General features: G+C 66.9%; 20 protein-coding genes and 1 pseudogene. 11 read left to right on the plus strand and 10 right to left on the minus strand.

What is annotated here, in order from left to right; all coding sequences use genetic code 11:
* A pseudogene (locus Q1L50_RS16595) lies at window positions 1–116 on the plus strand (IS1595 family transposase); the annotation flags it as partial.
* Here the strand turns inward: Q1L50_RS16595 and Q1L50_RS16600 are convergent.
* From Q1L50_RS16600 to Q1L50_RS16635, 8 genes are all read right to left on the minus strand, one after another.
* Window positions 113–1,837, minus strand: a complete 1,725-nt coding sequence (locus tag Q1L50_RS16600; protein WP_300340821.1) for a hydrogenase maturation protein — start codon at window positions 1,835–1,837, stop codon at window positions 113–115. The pseudogene Q1L50_RS16595 and the gene Q1L50_RS16600 sit on opposite strands and share 4 nt — an antisense overlap.
* Before the next feature lie 12 nt (window positions 1,838–1,849).
* On the minus strand, window positions 1,850–2,899 hold the full coding sequence (gene hypE, locus Q1L50_RS16605; RefSeq protein WP_300340823.1) for a hydrogenase expression/formation protein HypE: 1,050 nt from the start codon (window positions 2,897–2,899) through the stop codon (window positions 1,850–1,852).
* Complete coding sequence (gene hypD, locus Q1L50_RS16610; protein ID WP_300340825.1) at window positions 2,896–4,053, minus strand: hydrogenase formation protein HypD; 1,158 nt, start codon at window positions 4,051–4,053, stop codon at window positions 2,896–2,898. Before hypD ends, hypE begins: the two co-directional genes overlap by 4 nt.
* Window positions 4,054–4,116: 63 nt before the next feature.
* On the minus strand, window positions 4,117–4,365 hold the full coding sequence (locus Q1L50_RS16615; protein WP_300340828.1) for a HypC/HybG/HupF family hydrogenase formation chaperone: 249 nt from the start codon (window positions 4,363–4,365) through the stop codon (window positions 4,117–4,119).
* Between the two features lie 13 nt (window positions 4,366–4,378).
* The gene (hypF, locus tag Q1L50_RS16620; protein WP_300340831.1) at window positions 4,379–6,682 is read right to left on the minus strand and encodes a carbamoyltransferase HypF; all 2,304 of its coding nucleotides are present in this window, start codon (window positions 6,680–6,682) and stop codon (window positions 4,379–4,381) included.
* A 1-nt stretch (window position 6,683) separates the two neighbouring features.
* Window positions 6,684–7,730: a hydrogenase nickel incorporation protein HypB gene (hypB, locus tag Q1L50_RS16625; protein WP_300340833.1), complete on the minus strand. Its 1,047-nt coding sequence runs from the start codon at window positions 7,728–7,730 to the stop codon at window positions 6,684–6,686.
* Between the two features lie 17 nt (window positions 7,731–7,747).
* Entirely contained in the window at window positions 7,748–8,089 is a 342-nt protein-coding gene (hypA, locus tag Q1L50_RS16630; RefSeq protein WP_300340836.1) for a hydrogenase maturation nickel metallochaperone HypA, read from the minus strand.
* A complete protein-coding gene (locus tag Q1L50_RS16635) occupies window positions 8,082–8,501 on the minus strand; it encodes a hypothetical protein (protein ID WP_300340837.1) in 420 nt (139 codons plus the stop codon). Before Q1L50_RS16635 ends, hypA begins: the two co-directional genes overlap by 8 nt.
* Window positions 8,502–8,664: 163 nt before the next feature.
* Here Q1L50_RS16635 and ccmA point away from each other — a divergent pair, with 163 nt between their 5' ends.
* The 10 genes from ccmA to Q1L50_RS16685 all read left to right on the plus strand — a co-directional run bounded on the left by ccmA (window position 8,665) and on the right by Q1L50_RS16685 (window position 16,326).
* Window positions 8,665–9,321, plus strand: a complete 657-nt coding sequence (gene ccmA, locus Q1L50_RS16640) for a cytochrome c biogenesis heme-transporting ATPase CcmA (protein WP_300340840.1) — start codon at window positions 8,665–8,667, stop codon at window positions 9,319–9,321.
* Window positions 9,315–9,983, plus strand: a complete 669-nt coding sequence (gene ccmB / locus Q1L50_RS16645) for a heme exporter protein CcmB (RefSeq protein ID WP_300340843.1) — start codon at window positions 9,315–9,317, stop codon at window positions 9,981–9,983. Before ccmA ends, ccmB begins: the two co-directional genes overlap by 7 nt.
* Before the next feature lie 245 nt (window positions 9,984–10,228).
* Complete coding sequence (ccmC, locus tag Q1L50_RS16650) at window positions 10,229–10,978, plus strand: heme ABC transporter permease CcmC (RefSeq protein ID WP_300340845.1); 750 nt, start codon at window positions 10,229–10,231, stop codon at window positions 10,976–10,978.
* 4 nt (window positions 10,979–10,982) lie between these two features.
* Complete coding sequence (ccmD, locus tag Q1L50_RS16655) at window positions 10,983–11,201, plus strand: heme exporter protein CcmD (RefSeq protein ID WP_300340847.1); 219 nt, start codon at window positions 10,983–10,985, stop codon at window positions 11,199–11,201.
* On the plus strand, window positions 11,198–11,677 hold the full coding sequence (gene ccmE, locus Q1L50_RS16660; RefSeq protein WP_300340850.1) for a cytochrome c maturation protein CcmE: 480 nt from the start codon (window positions 11,198–11,200) through the stop codon (window positions 11,675–11,677). The genes ccmD and ccmE overlap by 4 nt, the downstream gene beginning before the upstream one ends.
* Window positions 11,678–11,703: 26 nt before the next feature.
* Window positions 11,704–13,707, plus strand: coding sequence for a heme lyase CcmF/NrfE family subunit (locus Q1L50_RS16665; RefSeq protein WP_300340853.1), 2,004 nt, complete (start codon window positions 11,704–11,706; stop codon window positions 13,705–13,707).
* A gap of 10 nt (window positions 13,708–13,717) precedes the next feature.
* Window positions 13,718–14,302, plus strand: a complete 585-nt coding sequence (locus Q1L50_RS16670; RefSeq protein ID WP_300340856.1) for a DsbE family thiol:disulfide interchange protein — start codon at window positions 13,718–13,720, stop codon at window positions 14,300–14,302.
* On the plus strand, window positions 14,299–14,784 hold the full coding sequence (locus tag Q1L50_RS16675) for a cytochrome c-type biogenesis protein (protein WP_300340859.1): 486 nt from the start codon (window positions 14,299–14,301) through the stop codon (window positions 14,782–14,784). The genes Q1L50_RS16670 and Q1L50_RS16675 overlap by 4 nt, the downstream gene beginning before the upstream one ends.
* Window positions 14,781–16,001 carry a c-type cytochrome biogenesis protein CcmI gene (ccmI, locus tag Q1L50_RS16680; RefSeq protein ID WP_300340862.1) on the plus strand — a complete coding sequence of 407 codons (1,221 nt, stop codon included), beginning with the start codon at window positions 14,781–14,783 and terminating at the stop codon, window positions 15,999–16,001. The genes Q1L50_RS16675 and ccmI overlap by 4 nt, the downstream gene beginning before the upstream one ends.
* 34 nt (window positions 16,002–16,035) lie before the next feature.
* Window positions 16,036–16,326, plus strand: coding sequence for a nucleotidyltransferase family protein (locus Q1L50_RS16685; RefSeq protein WP_300340865.1), 291 nt, complete (start codon window positions 16,036–16,038; stop codon window positions 16,324–16,326).
* 30 nt (window positions 16,327–16,356) lie between these two features.
* Here Q1L50_RS16685 and Q1L50_RS16690 read toward each other — a convergent pair whose 3' ends face one another.
* Window positions 16,357–16,581 carry a hypothetical protein gene (locus Q1L50_RS16690; RefSeq protein WP_300340867.1) on the minus strand — a complete coding sequence of 75 codons (225 nt, stop codon included), beginning with the start codon at window positions 16,579–16,581 and terminating at the stop codon, window positions 16,357–16,359.
* Window positions 16,578–16,808 (minus strand): hypothetical protein, encoded by a 231-nt coding sequence (locus Q1L50_RS16695; protein WP_300340868.1) that lies wholly within the window; start codon window positions 16,806–16,808, stop codon window positions 16,578–16,580. The genes Q1L50_RS16690 and Q1L50_RS16695 overlap by 4 nt, the downstream gene beginning before the upstream one ends.
* Window positions 16,809–17,120 lie beyond the last annotated feature (312 nt).

Here is a 17,120-nt window from a genome sequence, read left to right on the forward strand (position 1 = left end):
ACCGCTTCAACCGCCGCTTCGACCTCAAGATCATCCTGCGACGCCTCATCCGTGCCGCCGCCACCACCGGCAAGCGCCCCGAGGTCTGGCTCCGGTTGGCTGAAGCACAGCGCTAATCAGGTTGGGGAATGCGCCAGCCGAGGTCGCGATGGATCGCCAGATGACGCGGCGTCCACGAGTTCGGCGTCTTGTGCACGAAATGGTAGCGGGCGACGTGATAGCTCGGGTCGAAGCCGCAGAAGTTGCGCTGCAGTTCGGCGAGTTCGTCGGCGCGGTAGCTGGCCAGCGGCTTCAGCGCCTCGTCGGCGTGGCGGCGCAGGCGCTTGCGGTGCAGGCGCGCGCCGAGGTCGGACGAAGCGGCCAGTTCGGCGGCACGGCGCGCGACGTCGACCCGGAAAGCGTCGCGGTCGCCGGCCAGGCAGGCATCGACCAGGCCGGCCGCGACGCCGGCGGCGGCACTCATCGGCAGGCGCCGGCGCATGATCTCCTGCGCGCCGTCGACGCCGACCCGCGCCGGCAGCAGGTAGGTCCAGTACTCCGAGCCAAACAGGTTGCCCATGTTCCGGTAGTGCGGATTGAGCAGCACGCCGGCGCGCGCCCAGACCAGATCGGCGGCACGCGCCAGAAAGCAGCCGCCGGCGCCGCAATTGCCCTGCAGCGCGGCGACGGTCAACTGGTGGTCGCTGCGGATGATCGCTTCGGCGAGATCGTCGATGGCGTTGATGTTGGCCCACGACTCGTCGGCCGGCGAGTCGGCGGCCTCGATGCTGTGCAGGTGGATGCCGTTCGACCAGTAGTCGCGTCCGCCCATCAGGACGACGACGCTGACCGGTCGCTGCGTCGCCCAACGCCAGGCCGCCAGCAGACGCTGGCACTGGCGGGTGCTCATCGCACCGTTGTAGAACTCGAAATGCAGGAAGCCGACCGCCCCGGCTTCTTCGTACCAAATATCCTGCCAGGTCGCTCCGGTCGCCGGGAAGAAGCTCGCCAGCGGTGCTTCCGGAATGCCCGCCAGCTGCGCGGCGAAGACCTGCGCCGCCGGCAGCTTGAACGAGGCCGCCGGCTCCGACCGCCGCAGATGGCCGATCCACAGCGCACCATCGACCGTCGCCCGCAGGATCGCGGTTTCGCGCCAGGCGATCACCGCCCCCGGCACGCTACCGCGCAGCCCGTCTTCGGGCCAGGCGTCGAACAGGCGGCAGGGCTCGCCGAACAGCTCGCCGGCGACGCCGGGGAAACCATCGCCGGCGTTCAGTCTGGCGAGGATCGCCGCAGCGGAATCGCGCTGCCAGTCGATGGCGCGGTCAGCCTGGGTGATCAATGGCCGCAGGCGACCGCGTACGCCGGCGTCGGCGGGGTCGACCGGGATCGGCACGAAACTGCCGGCGGCGAAGCGCTCGACGGCGCGCAGCACGGCTCGGGTGGCTGCTTCGGTCACTTCGTGGCGATACAGGCTCGACTTCCTGGCGACGCGCATGGCAAAACGTTCGCTGGCCCACACCGGACCGCCGTCGAGTTCGCCGGTCGCCTGCAGGACGGTCACGCCCCAGTCCGCTTCTCCCGCCTGAATCGCCCAGTCGAGCGCCGAAGGTCCGCGATCGCCGACGATCCCCGGATGGACGATCAGACAGGTATGCGCTTGCCAGATCGACGCCGGAAGCGAGCGCCGCAGGTAGGGCGCGATGATCAGCCCGGGCCGGAACAGAGCGACCGCCTCTTCGGCAACCGCGTGGGCGATATCGAACTCGATCGACAGCTGGTGGCCGCGCGCACCGAGCTCGCTGTACAGCCGCTGGCTGAGGCTGTTGAAGGCGTGGCACAGCAGGAGGATGCGCATCGTCGTCCCGCCTCAGCAGATGCGCGGCAACTGCTCGCCGGCCAACCAGTCGACGATGCGGCGGCCGCCAAGGGCGGTGGTCATCTGTACGAAGTGGTGGGGGTCGGCGTGGACGCTGCCGATCAAGGCCGCGCGCTGTCCCAGCGGATGCGCGCGCATCGCCGCCAGCAGCGCGTCGGCGTCGGCCGCCGCGACGATCGCCAGCAGCTTGCCTTCGTTGGCCACGTAGAGCGGGTCGAGACCGAGAAACTCGCAGGCGGCGGCGACCTCGGGTTGCACCGGCAGCGCGCTTTCCTGAAGCATCATCCCGACCCCCGACTGGCGGGCGATTTCGTTGAGCGTCGTCGCCACGCCGCCGCGCGTCGGGTCGCGCAGGGCGCGGATCGCCGCGCCGCTGGCGCGCATCGCGGCGATCATGCCGTGCAGCGCAGCAGTGTCGGAAACGATCTGCGCCGCGAAGCCGATGCTTTCGCGTTGCGCCATGATTGCCATGCCGTGCTCGCCGATGGTTCCCGAAACGATGATCCGGTCCCCCGGGCGGGCTCGGTCGCCGGAGAAGTCATCGCCGTCGGCGACGACGCCGACGCCGGTGGTGGTGATGTACACCCCGTCGCCGGCTCCCCGCTCAACGACCTTGGTGTCGCCGGTGACCACCGGCACGCCGGCAGCGTTCGCTGCACCGGCCATCGAGTCCACGATGCGCGCCAGGTCGGCGAGCGGAAATCCCTCTTCGAGGATGAAGCCGGCAGCCAGATAGAGCGGCGTTGCGCCGAGTACCGCGACGTCGTTGATGGTGCCGTTGACCGCCAGGCAACCGATGTCGCCGCCGGGGAAGAACAGTGGCGAGACGACGTGCCCGTCGGTGGACATCACCAGCCGGCCGGGCGGCATCGGCAGCAGCGCCGCGTCGTTGCCCTGCCGCAGATAGGCGTTGCCCAGCCGCCTGGCGAACAGCTCGTCGATCAGCTGCGCCATCGCCCGGCCGCCGCTGCCGTGCGTCAGGTCGACGACGCCTCGTTTGAGGTCCAGCGGCCGGACATAGCCCGGGCGCCCGGCGCTCATGGCGCCACCACCGCGTCGGCAAAACGACCAAACGAATAGTGCGCAGCGCAAGCGCCCTCGGCCGAAACCATGCACGAGCCGACCGGGTTTTCCGGGGTGCACACGCTGCCGAAGATACGGCACTCCTGCGGCCGCTTGACGCCGCGCAGAACGGCGCCGCACTCGCAGGCGGGATGATCGTCAACCGCCTGGTAGACGACCGCAAAGCGGCGCTCGGCGTCGAAATCGGCAAACTCCCGGCGAATCTTCAGCGCGCTGTAGGGCAGTTCGCCAAGCCCGCGCCAGGCAAACGAGCGCCGCAGTTCAAAGACTTCACAGACCAGCTGCTGCGCCTTGCGGTTGCCGTCGCGCGTGACAGCGCGCGAAAACTCGTTCTCGACCACCGCCTGGCCGGCGTTGACCTGCTTGATCAGCATCAGGATCGCCTGCATCACGTCGAGCGGCTCGAAGCCGGCGATCACCACCGGCTTGCGGTACTCCTCGGCGAAGAACTCGTAGGGCCGCGTGCCGATGATGGTAGACACGTGCGCCGGACCGATGAAACCGTCGAGCCGCACCGTTCCCCAGCGCCGTACTTCGAGCGATTCGAGGATGCTGGCGATCGCCGACGGGGTCAGCACGTGGCAGCAGAGCACCGAGAAGTTCTTGAGCCCGAGCGCCTGCGCCTGTTTGATCAGCAGCGCCGTCGGCGGCGTCGTCGTTTCAAAGCCGATGGCGAAAAAGACGACCTGCCGGTCGGGTTGCCGCTGCGCCAGCGCCAGCGCGTCGGCGCCCGAATAGAGCATCCGGATCCCGCCGCCAGCCCCGGATTTCCGGCTTAGCGCGGCTTTCGCCTTGAGCAGCGACAGCCCGCCCGACGCCGGCACGCGCAGCGGATCGCCATAGCTGCAGAGGGTGACGCCCGATTCACTCGCCAGGCGAATCGCCATATCGATGCGGCCGATCGGCAGCACGCAGACCGGACAGCCAGGACCGTGGATCAGACGCACGCGACGCGGCAGCAGGTCGCTCACCCCATAGCGAGCAATCGCGTGCGTGTGGCCGCCGCAAAACTCCATGAAGTGGTAGTCGCGATCGTCCCGCGCCGCCTGCCGGATCGCCGCGGCCAGCCCGCTGGCCAGCTTGCCGTCCCGGAACTCGTCGATGAACTTCATCCGCCGACGCCCTTGTCTCGCGATGAATCCATTCCCCGCCACCCTCCCCGCAGGCCTGCCGCGTCAAACGACCGTCGCTGTTGCCTCCTGCAAGGCCGCCTGGCCGAGTTCGGCGAACAGCGCCAGGGTCTTTTCGGCCTCTTCCGGATCGAGCCGGGTCAGCGCGTAGCCGACGTGCACGATGACGTAGTCGCCGACCGCTATGTCGTCCACCAGCGCCAGCGAAACCTCCTTGCCGACGCCGGCGACGTCGATCAGTGCCTGCTGGTCGGGCCGCAGTTCGACGATCCGGCAGGGCAGCGCCAGGCACATGCTCCCCGCGCCCCTATTGGCGTGCCAGATGCTGCAAGGCGACCCACGCCTGACCAACGCTCAGTCCGCCGTCGTTGGGCGGCAGCTGGCGCGCTTCGATGATGCGCATCCCCTGCGCACTCAGGCGGGCGCGCAGGCCGCGCACCAGCACCTGGTTGAGGAAGCAACCACCGCTGCCGACCACCGCCTGTTCGCCGGGGACAAGAACCCGCAGCCACTCGGCCAGCGCCGCGACCAGCGTCGCGTGAAACAGCGCGGCGCCGCGCTCGGGGTTCTTTTCGTCGGCGAGAACCGCCAGCAAGGGCAGCAGATCGAGTCGGCCGGCGGAGATTTTCCAGCCCATGTCCAGTGGCAGAACGTCGCCGTAGCGCAGCGCCAAGCCTTCCAGCAGCATCGCCGCCTGCCCCTCGTAGGCCATCACCGCCTTGACTCCGAGCAGGCCGGCAACGGCGTCGAAGAGACGGCCCATGCTCGAGGTCGGCGGGCAGTTGAGATCGCCGGTGAGCATCTGCGCAACCGCCGGCGCAGCCTTTTGCGCCGAAAAGCGGTCGACTATCTCGCCGGTGCGACCCAGTCGATGCAACACCGCAGCAGCCATTCGCCACGGCTCGCTGGCCGCCCGATCGCCGCCCGGCAGCGCCAGCGGCATCAGCGAACCAAGCCGCCGGAAACGGTCGCCATCGACACGCAACAGCTCGCCACCCCAGGCTGCGCCATCGGTGCCAATCCCGACCCCGTCGAGCGACAGCGCCAGCATGCTGCCCTGGATGCCGTGTTCGGCGAGTACCGCGGCGGCATGCGCATGGTGATGCTGCACGCCAAGCAGCGGCAAATTCCACTGCTGCGCGCACTCGGCGGCAAAATGGGTCGAGTGGAAATCGGGATGCAGGTCGTGCGCAACGATCGCCGGTTCGACGCCGAGCAGCTTCACCATCTGCGCGACGTTCTCTTCGAGGAAATCGCACACCGCAGCGTTGTCAAGATCGCCGACATGCTGCGAAACGAAGGCCTCGTCGCCGCGCGTGACGCAAATCGTGTTCTTGAACCAGCCACCAACGGCCAGCACCGAGGGCCCGGCCCTCGGCAGCTTGATCGCCCGCGGCGTGTAGCCGCGCGCCCGCCGAATGAACTGCAGGCCGCCGCTGGTGATACGCGCGACGCTGTCGTCACAACGCGTGACGATGTCGCGATCGTGCATCAGGAACGCGTCGGCAATGCCGTACAGCCGCAGCAAGGCTTCGCTGTTGCCGACCACCAGCGGTTCGCCACCGGGGTTGGCGCTGGTCATCACCAGCGCCAGATCCTGCGCCCTCTCCAGCCAGCCCAGGCCAGGCGGACGCTTCGCCGCTTCGTGGAAGAGCAGGAACTGCAGCGGCGTGTATGGCAGCATGACGCCCAGCCAGGCCAACCCGGGCGCGACGCCGGGCAAGGCATCATCGCAGCTGCCGCGCTTCCGGAGGAGGATCGCCGGACGCGTCGGCAAGGTCAGCAGCCCCGGTTCGCCGATCCCCATCTGGACGAACATCGCCGCCGACGGCGCGTTGGCCAGCATCACCACGAAGGGCTTTTCGTCGCGCTGCTTGCGCTCGCGCAGCAGCGCGACGGCGACCGCGCTGCGCGCGTCGCAGGCCAGGTGGAAACCACCCAGGCCTTTGACGGCGATGATCTTCCCTTGCCGCAGCAGGCTCAGAGCGCCGGCGATCGGATCGTCCGGCAAGGGATGCCCTTCGGCGTCGAGCAGGAACAGCTGCGGCCCGCACTTCGGACAGCAGTTGGCCTCGGCGTGAAAACGCCGGTCGGCTGGCTGCCGGTACTCGTGCTGACACCTCGGACACATCACGAAAGGCTTGAGGCTGGTACGCACCCGGTCGTACGGCAAGCTGCGGCTGATGGTGTAACGTGGCCCGCAGTTGGTGCAGTTGGTGAAGGCGTAGCGCCAGCGGCGGCTGCTCGGCTCGAAGACATCCGCCAGGCAGTCGCGGCAGACAGCCGTATCGTGCCCGATCATCGTCGCTGCGCGGCCACCCCGACTGTCGATGATCGAGAAGTCGCTGCCCGTGTGCGCCGCCAGCGCCGCATCGCGGGCGACCACGGTATTGACCCGAGCCAGCGGCGGCGCATCGTGCTGCAGACGTTCGATCAGCGTGTGCACCTGCGCTGCCTCACCGCACACCTCGATTTCGACCCCGCGCGAGTCGTTGCGAACCCAGCCGGCAAGGCCCAGTTCCCTGGCCAGGCGCCAGACGAAGGGGCGAAAGCCAACGCCCTGAACGACACCGCTGACGCGGATGTTCTGACAAATGATGGTCTCGGTCATCTCAGCCTCCCGTCGCGGCGGCAAGGCGTGCTGCGCGTTCGACGATCCGTCGCTGCAGCGCGGCCACCGTCGCCATCCTCTTCCCGCGGCGCGCGGCGCAGCCCGCCTCGAGCCATGCCAGCCACTGCTCAAAGCCTTCGCCGGTGGTCGCCGAGAGCTGGATCACCTGCAGCGTCGGATTGACCCGCCGGGCGTAGCCGATCGCCAGATCGCAGTCGAATGAGACGTAGGGCAGCAGATCGACCTTGTTGAGCAGCATCAGCGAGGCGGCGTGGAACATCGCCGAATACTTGAGCGGTTTGTCTTCGCCCTCGGTGACCGACAGGATCACCACCTTGTCCGCCTCGCCAAGATCGAAGGCCGCCGGGCAGACGAGATTGCCGACGTTCTCGATCAGCAGCAGCGAATCGTCGGCCGGCGACAGCTCGTCCAGGGCATGGCCAACCATGTGCGCGTCCAGATGGCAGCCCTTGCCGGTGTTGATCTGCACCGCCGCGACGCCAGTGGCCCGAATCCGTTCGGCGTCGCGGCTGGTTTGCTGGTCGCCCTCGATCACCGTGATCGACAGCTTGTCCTTCAGCGCCTCGATGCTGCGGCACAGCAGGCTGGTTTTCCCGGAGCCAGGGCTGGATACCAGGTTGAGGGCAAGAATCCCCTGCTCGTCGAAACGCTGCCGGTTCTGAGCCGCGTGGCCGTCGTTCCTGGCCAGGATGTCGCGCTCGATCCGGACCATCCGGGATGGCGTCGTGGCCGGCGCCGGTGCGTCTGCAAGGGGCTCGCCGGCATCGGTGGCAGCATCGTCAGCGTGCGGCTCCGCGCGCGCCGCGGGGTGGTGAGCCCGGGGCCATGGTCCCGCGCCATGCCGATGCCGGCCATCGGCGGCGACGACCGCACTGTAGCCGATCGTCGAGCGCCCCGGCCGGCCCTGCTCAGCCGCCTGCTGCGGCGGAGCGTGGCCGTTGCGCTGGGGAGGGTCGTCTTCCGGCTCCGACAAAGGCTTTCCGCCGACGCGAGTTTCCCCGGCGCCGCAACCGCACGTGCTACACATCTGCTGTCTCCTCGATATTATTCAACCTCCAGCTCCTTGACCCGCATCTCGGTCCCTCCGGTCGCTTGAACGGGGTACCGACCGCAGGCTGGGCAGGGGTCGTAACGGGCCGCGAGCGGCACCGTCTGATTGCAATTAAAACATAAACCTTCGCCCGGCACCTCGACTACATTCAGAACCGCGCCTTCGGCCAGCGTGCCGCTGGTCACGGCGTCGAAGCAGAAGCGCATCGCTTCGGGCTCGACCGCCGAGAGCTGGCCGATTTCGAGGAACACCGAGCGGACGCGCCGAAAGTGCTGCACGAGCGCCGCGTCCTCGACAATCTGCAGGATGCCCAGCGCCAGCGACATCTCATGCATCCTTGACCACCAGCTCGCTGGGCACGCAGGGATCGAGCGCCAGGGCCAGGCAGCGGGCGGCCATCCCGGCCTCGGCACGGGTCCGCGCCGGGCCACCGCCGAGCTCGCGGACAAACGCCACCTGCGGGTGAAAGTTCCAGTCGGTCGGCGCGACGGTGACATGGCGTGCAAGGCGATCGCCATCGAGTTCGACCCGGTGCCGCAAGGTGCCGCGCGCCGCGGGCAAGGCCGGGCGCGCCGCTGCCGCCTGCGCACAGAGGCAAGTGCTGAACAGGCGCCGAATGATTTCGAGGGCCCGCGCGACCGGGAGTCCGCGCAGACCGCCCGCCGCCGGCCGGGTCGAAGCGACCTCGGCGGTGGCGATCTGCTGCCCGTCCCACGTCAAAGCGAGCTGCAAAATGCCCTGTTGCACGGTGACCTTCCCGGAAAAGGTCTCCGAACGATAGCAAAAGCCTTTGAATCCATTTTGATTCTAATCAATCCACGGCTAAACTGCCGCGTTCACAATACGCCCTCACCGACCGCTGGCCACGACCTCCGTCGCCGGCACTGCCCTTTCCGGGATCTCCCTCTGCATGCTTGAAGCCTCGAATCTGGAATGCGTACGCGGTGAACGGCGCCTGTTCGCCGACGTCGGCTTTCGGCTCGAAGGGGGCGAAATGCTCTACGTGCAGGGGAGCAATGGTTCGGGAAAGACCAGCCTGCTGCGGATGCTTTGTGCGCTGACGCCAGCGGCCAGCGGCGAGATTCGCTGGCGCGGCAAGCCGATCGGCAGGCTTGGCGAGGAATTTCGCAGCGAACTGTGCTACCTCGGCCACCAGAACGCGATCAAGGAAGAACTGACGCCGCTGGAAAACCTGCGCTCGTCGGCGCAACTGGCGCAGGAGTCGCTTGACCCGGATGCGGCGCTGGATGCGCTGGAACTGGTCGGACTACGCGGCCGCGAGGATCTGCCCTGCCGCTATCTTTCGCAAGGACAGAAGCGGCGCGCCGCCCTGGCTCGCCTGGTCAATGAAAGGCGCCCGCTGTGGGTGCTCGACGAGCCCTACGTCGCGCTCGACACGGCCGCCGTCGAACTCGTTGCCGGCCTGATCGGCGCGCACCTGCAGCGCGGTGGACTGGCCGTGCTGACCACTCATCAGGCGGTGCCCATCCCGGCCGCAGCGGTCCGCGAACTGTGGCTTGGCGACGACCATGCAGCGCCTGGCGGCGGCCAGTCAAGAACATGCTGAGCTCGCTGCGGGCGGTAATCGGCCGCGACCTGCGACTGGCCATGCGGCGGCAGGCCGACATCGTTGCGGCGATGTTCTTCTTCATCATCGTCGTCAGCCTGTTCCCGCTCGGCGTCGGCCCCGAACCCGATCAACTGCGCCGGATGGCGCCGGGCGTGCTGTGGGTCGCGGCGCTGCTGGCGACGATGCTTTCCCTGCCACGGTTGTTTGCCGACGATCACCGCGACGGCACGCTCGAACAACTGGCGCTGGCACCGCAGCCACTGGGGCTGATCGTGCTCGGCAAGGTGATCGCGCACTGGCTGGTGGCCGGCTTGCCGCTGGTCGTACTGGCGCCGATACTCGGTGTCCAGTTCGATCTGGCCAGCGACGCGCTGGCAGTGCTCACCCTGTCGCTGCTGATCGGCACGCCGGCGCTGTCCGGCATCGGCGCCATCGGCGCGGCCCTGACCCTGGGCGTACGCGGGGGCGGCGTGCTGCTGTCGCTGCTGGTACTGCCGCTGTACATTCCGGTGCTGATCTTCGGCGCTGGCGCAGTCGATGCCACGGTCAGCGGCCTCGGGCCGCAAGCGCATCTGTCGCTGCTTGGCGCGCTGGCGCTTGGCGGGGTGTTCTTCGCCCCGTGGCCGACGGCGGCCGCCTTGCGCGTGGCGCTGGAATGAAGCCGGCTCCGGGAACCCCATCCGCCGCATGGCGACGGCCAGCCGTGCCGCTTGAGGTAGAATGGCGGGCTTCGGTTCGCCGCGTGGTTCACCGCCTGTTTCATCTTGGGACGCCTCATGCATCGTAGTTCGCCTGTTCGCCTTGGCGCGCCGCAAGCCAGCGGCAGCGACGGCCCATCGTCGCGCCTGGCCGGTCTCGCCCGCACGCCCGCCAGGCGGCGCGTTCAACTACCGCTTTCCGTGCGATGACCGAGCGCGCGATCAACTGGTTCCGGTACGCCAGTCCGCAGGCCTTCTACCCGCTCGCCGGCAGAATGATCCCCTGGTTCTGGGCGCTCGCCGCGCTGTTCGGCGTCGCCGGACTGAGCATCGGCTTCCTGCTGGCGCCAACCGACGCCCAGCAGGGCGAGGGCTACCGGATCATCTTTCTGCACGTGCCGGCGTCGTGGCTGTCGATGTTCATCTATCTGGTGATGGCTTTCTGGGCCGGCATCGGGCTGGCTTTCAACATTCGCCTGTCGGGAATGATGGCCTCGGCACTGGCGCCGACCGGCGCGCTGTTCGCCTTCCTTTCGCTGTGGACCGGCGCCCTCTGGGGCAAACCGATGTGGGGCACCTGGTGGGTCTGGGATGCGCGCCTGACTTCGGAATTGATCCTGCTCTTCCTGTATATCGGCTTCATCGCCCTGCAGGCAGCGATCGACGACCCGCGCCGGGCCGACAAGGCCGGTGCCATCCTGGCGCTGGTCGGGGTGGTGAACATTCCGATCATCTACTTCTCGGTGAAGTGGTGGAACACCCTGCACCAGGGCGCGTCGGTCAGCCTGACCAGGGCGCCGAGCATGGCGGCGATGATGCTCTGGGGGATGCTGCTGTGCGCGCTGGGGTGCTGGATGTACAGCATCGCCATCGCGCTGATGCGGGTACGAACGATCATGCTCGAGCGCGAACGCCACACCGACTGGGTGCGCGAACTGCTCACCGAGCAGGAGTAAGCGCATGCACTGGAACAGTCTTGGCGAGTTTCTGGCGATGGGCAACCACGGCCTGTACGTCTGGGGCTCGGTGGTGGTGATGGCGGTGCTGATGATCGCGGAACCGATGCTGTTGTTGCGGGGTCGGAAGACTCTGCTGGAGCGTCTGAAGCGTCAGTACCGTGCCGAGAGGAGCGAAGCGACCAGGGCGCGCGCAGTGTCCAACCACAGGAGCACAGCTTGAAACCTCGTCACAAGCGCATGGCGTTGATCGCCGGCGGTCTGGTCATTCTCGGCATCGCCGTAACGCTGGTACTCAATGCCTTCCAGAGCAACCTGGTGTTCTTCTTTTCACCGACGCAGGTGGCCGCCGGCGAAGCGCCAACCGGCAAGAGCTTTCGCATCGGCGGCATGGTCAAGGAAGGATCGCTGCAGCGTCAGGCCGACGGGGTGACGATGCGCTTCGTGGTCACCGACACCGACCGGGAAATGACCGTTGCCTACCGGGGGATCCTGCCGGACCTCTTCCGCGAGGGCAAAGGGGTCGTCGCGCAGGGCAAACTCGACGCCGATGGCGTCTTTGCCGCCGCCGAGGTGCTCGCCAAACACGACGAGAACTACATGCCACCCGAAGCCGCCAAGGCGGTCGGCGACGCGCACCAGCGAGCAGCAGCGAACAAGGCAGCGGCGGAAGCCGCCGGCAAGACTCTCAGTCAGTAAATCGGACCTCCGGACGAGATAAGCTCATGATCCCTGAACTCGGCAACTTCGCGCTCATCCTAGCGCTCTGCGTCGCCCTGGCGCAGGGCACTCTGCCGCTGATCGGCGCGCACACCAATCGGCGGCAGTGGATCGCGCTGGCCCGCCCGGCAGCGGTCGCGCAGGCGCTGCTGGTGGCGGTGGCCTTCGCTTGCCTGACCAGCGCCTTCGTCGAGAACGATTTTTCGGTGGTCTATGTCGCACAACACTCGAACACGCTGCTGCCGCTGCAATACCGCGTCGCGGCGGTCTGGGGCGGACACGAAGGCTCGCTGCTGCTGTGGGTGATGATGCTGGTGCTGTGGGCGCTGGCGGTGGCGCTGCTGTCGAAGCAGTTGCCCGACCACATGGTCGCGCGCGTGCTGGGCGTTCTCGGTCTGGTTGCCGCCGGCTTCCTGCTGTTCATCCTGCTGACCTCAAACCCCTTCGAGCGCCTGTTGCCTGGCGCCGAAGAAGGGCGCGACCTGAATCCACTGTTGCAGGACCCCGGCCTGATCTTTCACCCGCCGATGTTGTACATGGGCTACGTCGGCTTCTCGGTGGCCTTCGCCTTCGCCATCGCCGCGCTGCTCTCGGGTCAGCTCGACGCCGCCTGGGCGCGCTGGTCGCGACCGTGGACCACCGCCGCGTGGATCTTTCTGACCCTCGGGATTGCGCTCGGGTCGTGGTGGGCGTACTACGAACTCGGCTGGGGCGGCTGGTGGTTCTGGGACCCGGTCGAAAACGCCTCGTTCATGCCCTGGCTGGTCGGGACGGCGCTGCTGCACTCGCTGGCGGTAACCGAGAAGCGCGGCAGCTTCAAGAACTGGACGGTGCTCCTGGCGATCTCGGCGTTCTCGCTGTCGCTGCTCGGCACCTTCCTGGTCCGCTCGGGCGTCCTGACCTCGGTGCACGCCTTTGCCACCGACCCGCGCCGTGGCATCTTCATCCTCGTTTTCCTGGTCGCGGTAATCGGCAGTTCGCTGGCGCTGTTCGCCTGGCGCGCACCGAAAGTCGGCCTCGGCGGCCGCTTCGGCCTGTTGTCGCGCGAATCGCTGCTGCTCACCAACAACGTGCTGCTGGTCGTCGCCTGCGCCTCGGTCTTGCTCGGTACGCTCTATCCCTTGCTGATCGACGCGCTGGGGGCCGGCAAGCTGTCGGTCGGCCCACCCTACTTCGACGCGGTTTTCGTGCCGTTGATGTTGCCGGCAGCGTTCCTGATGGGAGCCGCGCCGTTTGCGCGCTGGAAGCACGCCAGCGTCGGCGAGCTGACGCGGACGCTGCGCTGGGCGTTTCTGGCGGCGGCTGTGGTCGGCATCGGCACGCCCTTGCTGCACGGCGAGTGGAAGCCGCTGGTCGCACTGAGCCTGCTACTAGCGGCGTGGATAGTGCTCAGCGGCTTGCTCAATTTCGTCACCCGAGTGCAATCGACGCGTGCCGGCCAGCCCTTCGTCAGCGCCGCGCGCAAACAGCCGCGAAGTTTTTTCGGCATGCATCTCGCGCACTTCGGGATCGCCGTGTTCATCGTCGGAGTAACCATGGTCGGCGCGTATCAGGACGAAAAGGACGTCAAGATGGAAGTCGGCGACACGGTCGGTGTCGGCGGCTATACCTTCCGCTTCAACGGCGTTGGCCAGCAACAGGGGCCGAACTACCGGGCCCTGGTCGGCGACGTGGATTTGATCAAGAACGGCCGCGTGCTGCGCAAGATGTTCCCCGAGAAGCGTTTCTACGTCGCCTCGTCGATGCCGATGACCGAAGCGGCGATCGACACCGGCCTGCTGCGCGACGTCTATGTCTCGCTCGGCGAGCCGATCGACAAGGCCAAACCGGAAGCCGCCTGGGCCGTTCGCGTCTATTACAAACCCTTCGTCGACTGGATCTGGGGCGGCTGCGTGCTGATGGCGCTCGGTGGCCTGATCGCGATCAGCGACCGCCGCTACCGGATCAAGGCCAGGATCGGCGCGCCCGCCTCGCCGGTCGCCGGCGCATCGCTGGCGCAGAACGCGTGAGGACTTGCCGATGAACCGGTTTCTCTGGCCGCTGATCGGCTTCGTCGTTCTCGTCGCCCTGCTCGCCGTCGGGCTGAACCTCAACCCGCGCGACGTCCCTTCGCCGCTGGTCGGCAAACCGGCGCCGTCCTTCTCGCTGCCACGGCTGCACGCGCCGGAACAGCAGTTCTCGCCGAAAGAAATGCTGGGCAAGGTCTGGATGCTCAATGTCTGGGCGTCGTGGTGCGTCTCGTGCCGGCAGGAGCATCCGCTGCTGGTCGAACTCGCCAGGCGGCAAGCGGTGCCGCTGGTCGGACTGAATTACAAGGAAGTACGCGGCGACGGCGCCATCGACATGGACAAGGTGGCGCCCGACAGCGAAAAGGGCATGGTCCTCCAGCGGGCTGCCGGCTGGCTGGAAAAACACGGCGACCCGTACACCCTGTCGGTGCTCGACATCGACGGCCGCGTCGGTATCGACTACGGCGTCTATGGCGTCCCCGAAACCTATGTCATCGACAAGGCAGGCATTATCCGCATGAAGCAGACCGGTCCGATTACTCCGGACATTCTCTCCGGCAAGATTTTGCCACTGCTCACCGAACTGTCGAAATGAAGCGCGGCCTGATGATCCTGCTGCTCGCCCTGGCGGGCGTCGGCGGCAATCTTCTGCACGCCGGTGAAGCCCGACCGCTCGCCGAAGACGAGCTGACCGAAAAACGCCTGATCGCCATCTCGTCCGAGCTGCGCTGTCTTGTCTGCCAGAACGAGTCGCTGGCGGGGTCGCATGCGGAGCTGGCCAACGACCTTCGTCGCGAGATCCGGACGCTGATCAACGAAGGCAAGAGCGACAACGAAATCATGGAATTCATGGTCAGCCGCTATGGCGACTTCGTCCGCTACCGGCCACCGTTGAAGGGAACGACACTCTTGCTGTGGTTCGGCCCGGGGCTGCTGTTCGTGCTTGGCCTCGCCGGGCTGGCGCGGTACCTGCGCCGCCGTGATCTGGCGGTCAGGGACACGCCCCTGACCGCCGAAGAGCAGCGCCAGGCCGAACTGCTGCTGCACGACCAGGATCCGAGTCAAGGACGCTCATGACCAGTTTCATCTTACTCGCGGCACTGTTGGTCATCGTCGTCGTCGCCATTCTGTTGCCGCCACTGCTGCGCCAGCCAGGGCCATCTGCCGCTGGCGACCGCCGTGAAGCGAATCTGGCGATTTTCCGCGACCAGCTTGGCGAACTCGAACGCGAGCGCCACGACGGCTCGCTGACCGAGGACGACTTCGCGCAGGCCCGGCAGGAGTTGCAGCGTCGCCTGCTCGACGAAGTCCAGCCGCCACCAGGGCTGCCGGCCGGTGCCCCGGCTGGCCGCAAGACCGCCCTCGCGCTGCTGCTGGTGATCCCGCTCGCCGCCGCTGCCGGCTATGCGCTGCTCGGCAACCGACAAGCGCTCGACCCGCTGCAGCGACAGGCGCGGATTACGCCGCAACAGATCGAGGGGATGGTTGCCGGCCTGGTCGAGAAGCTGCGGCAGAATCCCGACGACCGCCAGGGCTGGGTGATGCTGGCGCGCTCATACAAGGTCCTGGAGCGCTACCCGCAGGCCGCCGAGGCCTACGCTCGCGCCGGCGCGGTGGTCGACCAGGATCCGGCATTGCTCGCCGATTATGCCGAGGTTCTCAGCCGTGCCACGGGCGGCGGCCTGCAGGGCAAACCGACCGAGTTGATCGAACGGGCGCTGAAGATCGACCCTGACGAACCACAGGCGCTGCTCCTGGCTGGCGCCGCGGCAACCGATCGACAGCAGTTTGCCGCCGCCGCCGACTACTGGGCACGCCTGCTGGCGCAACTCGAACCCGGCTCGGAAGAAGCTGTGGCGCTCGAGGCTGCGGTCAGCAAGGCGCGCGAGATCGCCGCCCGGACCGCCAGCGGCAAACCGCTCGCACAGCCGGCGCCCAGCGTCACAGCAGCCGGCGCAGTCAGTGGCGAAGTGACGCTCAGTGGCAGGATCGCCGAGCATGCCAGTCCGAACGACGTCCTGTTCGTCTTTGCGCGCGCCGAGGAAGGCCCGCGGATGCCGCTCGCCGCGACGCGGGCCCGGGTTGGCGACCTGCCGCTACGCTTTCGCTTCGACGACTCGATGGCGCTTGCCGGCGGCCGGAAGATCTCCGATTTCAAGACCATCAGCATCGAGGCGAGGATCGCCAAAGCCGGCCAGGCGCAGACGTCGAGCGGTGACCTGTACGGCACGCTGATCGGCGTCAAGCCGGGCAGCCAGAATCTACGCCTGCTGATCGACCAGGTGCAACCCTGATGACACTGGCTATCCGCATTGCATGGGGACAGACATGAACCGCGCACGCGCCATCGAGCTGCTCACCCGAAGCAAACCCACGCTGACCGCTCGCTATGGAGTGAAAGAACTTGCTTTGTTGGGATCAACCGCACGCGACGCAGCGCGCAGCGATAGTGATGTCGATGTCCTGGTCACATTCGACGGTCCGGCCACATCCGAGCGTTACTTTGGCGTCCAGTTGTACCTCGAAGACCTGTTTGGCGTGCCAATCGATCTCGTGACGAACAAGGCCTTGCGCCCCGAGTTGCGCCCATTCGTCGAGAAGGAAGCCGTGCATGTCTGAGCAGCCAACGCGCGAATGGCGGTTCTTGCGCTACGCTGCCAGCAATTCGTGCAGACGGGTGGCCGTTTGCTCTTGCACCTCCACAGCCTCGAAAAGGGAAGCCGGGTAAAGAAAATCCTCGCCGGAATCATCGATGATCCGCAGCATGCCGTGGCTGTCCGCCGGGGCAAGCACCTCATAGAGCCGCCCAAGCGTCAGATCATCCGTCGAGAACTCGCCAAAACCCTCGCGAGACAGGCAAACCACGAACCTCATAGCCATTCCTTTATCTTCAGTTTCACCTTGCCGATGCCATGAGCCTCATACCAGTGAAGCTCGGCTCTTGCTGTCGTCCCATCAAGGAGGCGGACAATGGCGATACCCTTTTTCTTGCGCCAATAGCCAACTCCGTATCGCTGCCGCAGCAGGGCAAGCTCCCGAATACCACTGCCTTCGGCGATAGTCGCGACACACGCGATCTTTCCGACAATACAGAATTCCATTGATCAATGCTACTCCGATTCTCGGACTTGCCAATGCTTTGACGAACACATCGGCACCCAACGGCTGACCGGCGCGGGCGCCTTCCTGGACGCCCGCAACCGTCATGCGTTACCGTTCGATCTCTCGCGTAATGAGCCTGGCGTCGATTTGTCGTGACCAGCAGTTCCACAGCAATCTCTCCGACGATCAACCGCTCAATCTGCACTTTCCGAGGTGCTGACGGGCCAGAGACGCGACGCCAATGCGCCGACGTATCCTTCCTCGTGACAACGGCACGACTACTGCCGCGGCCACCGCGCGATGGACTGAAT

Origin of the sequence: Accumulibacter sp. (assembly GCF_029255145.1) — a bacterium.
GTDB lineage: Bacteria > Pseudomonadota > Gammaproteobacteria > Burkholderiales > Rhodocyclaceae > Accumulibacter.

Coding starts and splice junctions, on each gene's coding strand:
- Q1L50_RS16600 (WP_300340821.1), bottom strand. CDS start 1,837: ATGCGCATCCTCCTGCTGTGCCACGCCTTCAACAGCCTCAGCCAGCGG.
- hypE (WP_300340823.1), bottom strand. CDS start 2,899: ATGAGCGCCGGGCGCCCGGGCTATGTCCGGCCGCTGGACCTCAAACGA.
- hypD (WP_300340825.1), bottom strand. CDS start 4,053: ATGAAGTTCATCGACGAGTTCCGGGACGGCAAGCTGGCCAGCGGGCTG.
- Q1L50_RS16615 (WP_300340828.1), bottom strand. CDS start 4,365: ATGTGCCTGGCGCTGCCCTGCCGGATCGTCGAACTGCGGCCCGACCAG.
- hypF (WP_300340831.1), bottom strand. CDS start 6,682: ATGACCGAGACCATCATTTGTCAGAACATCCGCGTCAGCGGTGTCGTT.
- hypB (WP_300340833.1), bottom strand. CDS start 7,730: ATGTGTAGCACGTGCGGTTGCGGCGCCGGGGAAACTCGCGTCGGCGGA.
- hypA (WP_300340836.1), bottom strand. CDS start 8,089: ATGCATGAGATGTCGCTGGCGCTGGGCATCCTGCAGATTGTCGAGGAC.
- ccmA (WP_300340840.1), top strand. CDS start 8,665: ATGCTTGAAGCCTCGAATCTGGAATGCGTACGCGGTGAACGGCGCCTG.
- ccmB (WP_300340843.1), top strand. CDS start 9,315: ATGCTGAGCTCGCTGCGGGCGGTAATCGGCCGCGACCTGCGACTGGCC.
- ccmC (WP_300340845.1), top strand. CDS start 10,229: ATGACCGAGCGCGCGATCAACTGGTTCCGGTACGCCAGTCCGCAGGCC.
- ccmD (WP_300340847.1), top strand. CDS start 10,983: ATGCACTGGAACAGTCTTGGCGAGTTTCTGGCGATGGGCAACCACGGC.
- Q1L50_RS16665 (WP_300340853.1), top strand. CDS start 11,704: ATGATCCCTGAACTCGGCAACTTCGCGCTCATCCTAGCGCTCTGCGTC.
- Q1L50_RS16670 (WP_300340856.1), top strand. CDS start 13,718: ATGAACCGGTTTCTCTGGCCGCTGATCGGCTTCGTCGTTCTCGTCGCC.
- Q1L50_RS16675 (WP_300340859.1), top strand. CDS start 14,299: ATGAAGCGCGGCCTGATGATCCTGCTGCTCGCCCTGGCGGGCGTCGGC.
- ccmI (WP_300340862.1), top strand. CDS start 14,781: ATGACCAGTTTCATCTTACTCGCGGCACTGTTGGTCATCGTCGTCGTC.
- Q1L50_RS16685 (WP_300340865.1), top strand. CDS start 16,036: ATGAACCGCGCACGCGCCATCGAGCTGCTCACCCGAAGCAAACCCACG.
- Q1L50_RS16690 (WP_300340867.1), bottom strand. CDS start 16,581: ATGAGGTTCGTGGTTTGCCTGTCTCGCGAGGGTTTTGGCGAGTTCTCG.
- Q1L50_RS16695 (WP_300340868.1), bottom strand. CDS start 16,808: ATGGAATTCTGTATTGTCGGAAAGATCGCGTGTGTCGCGACTATCGCC.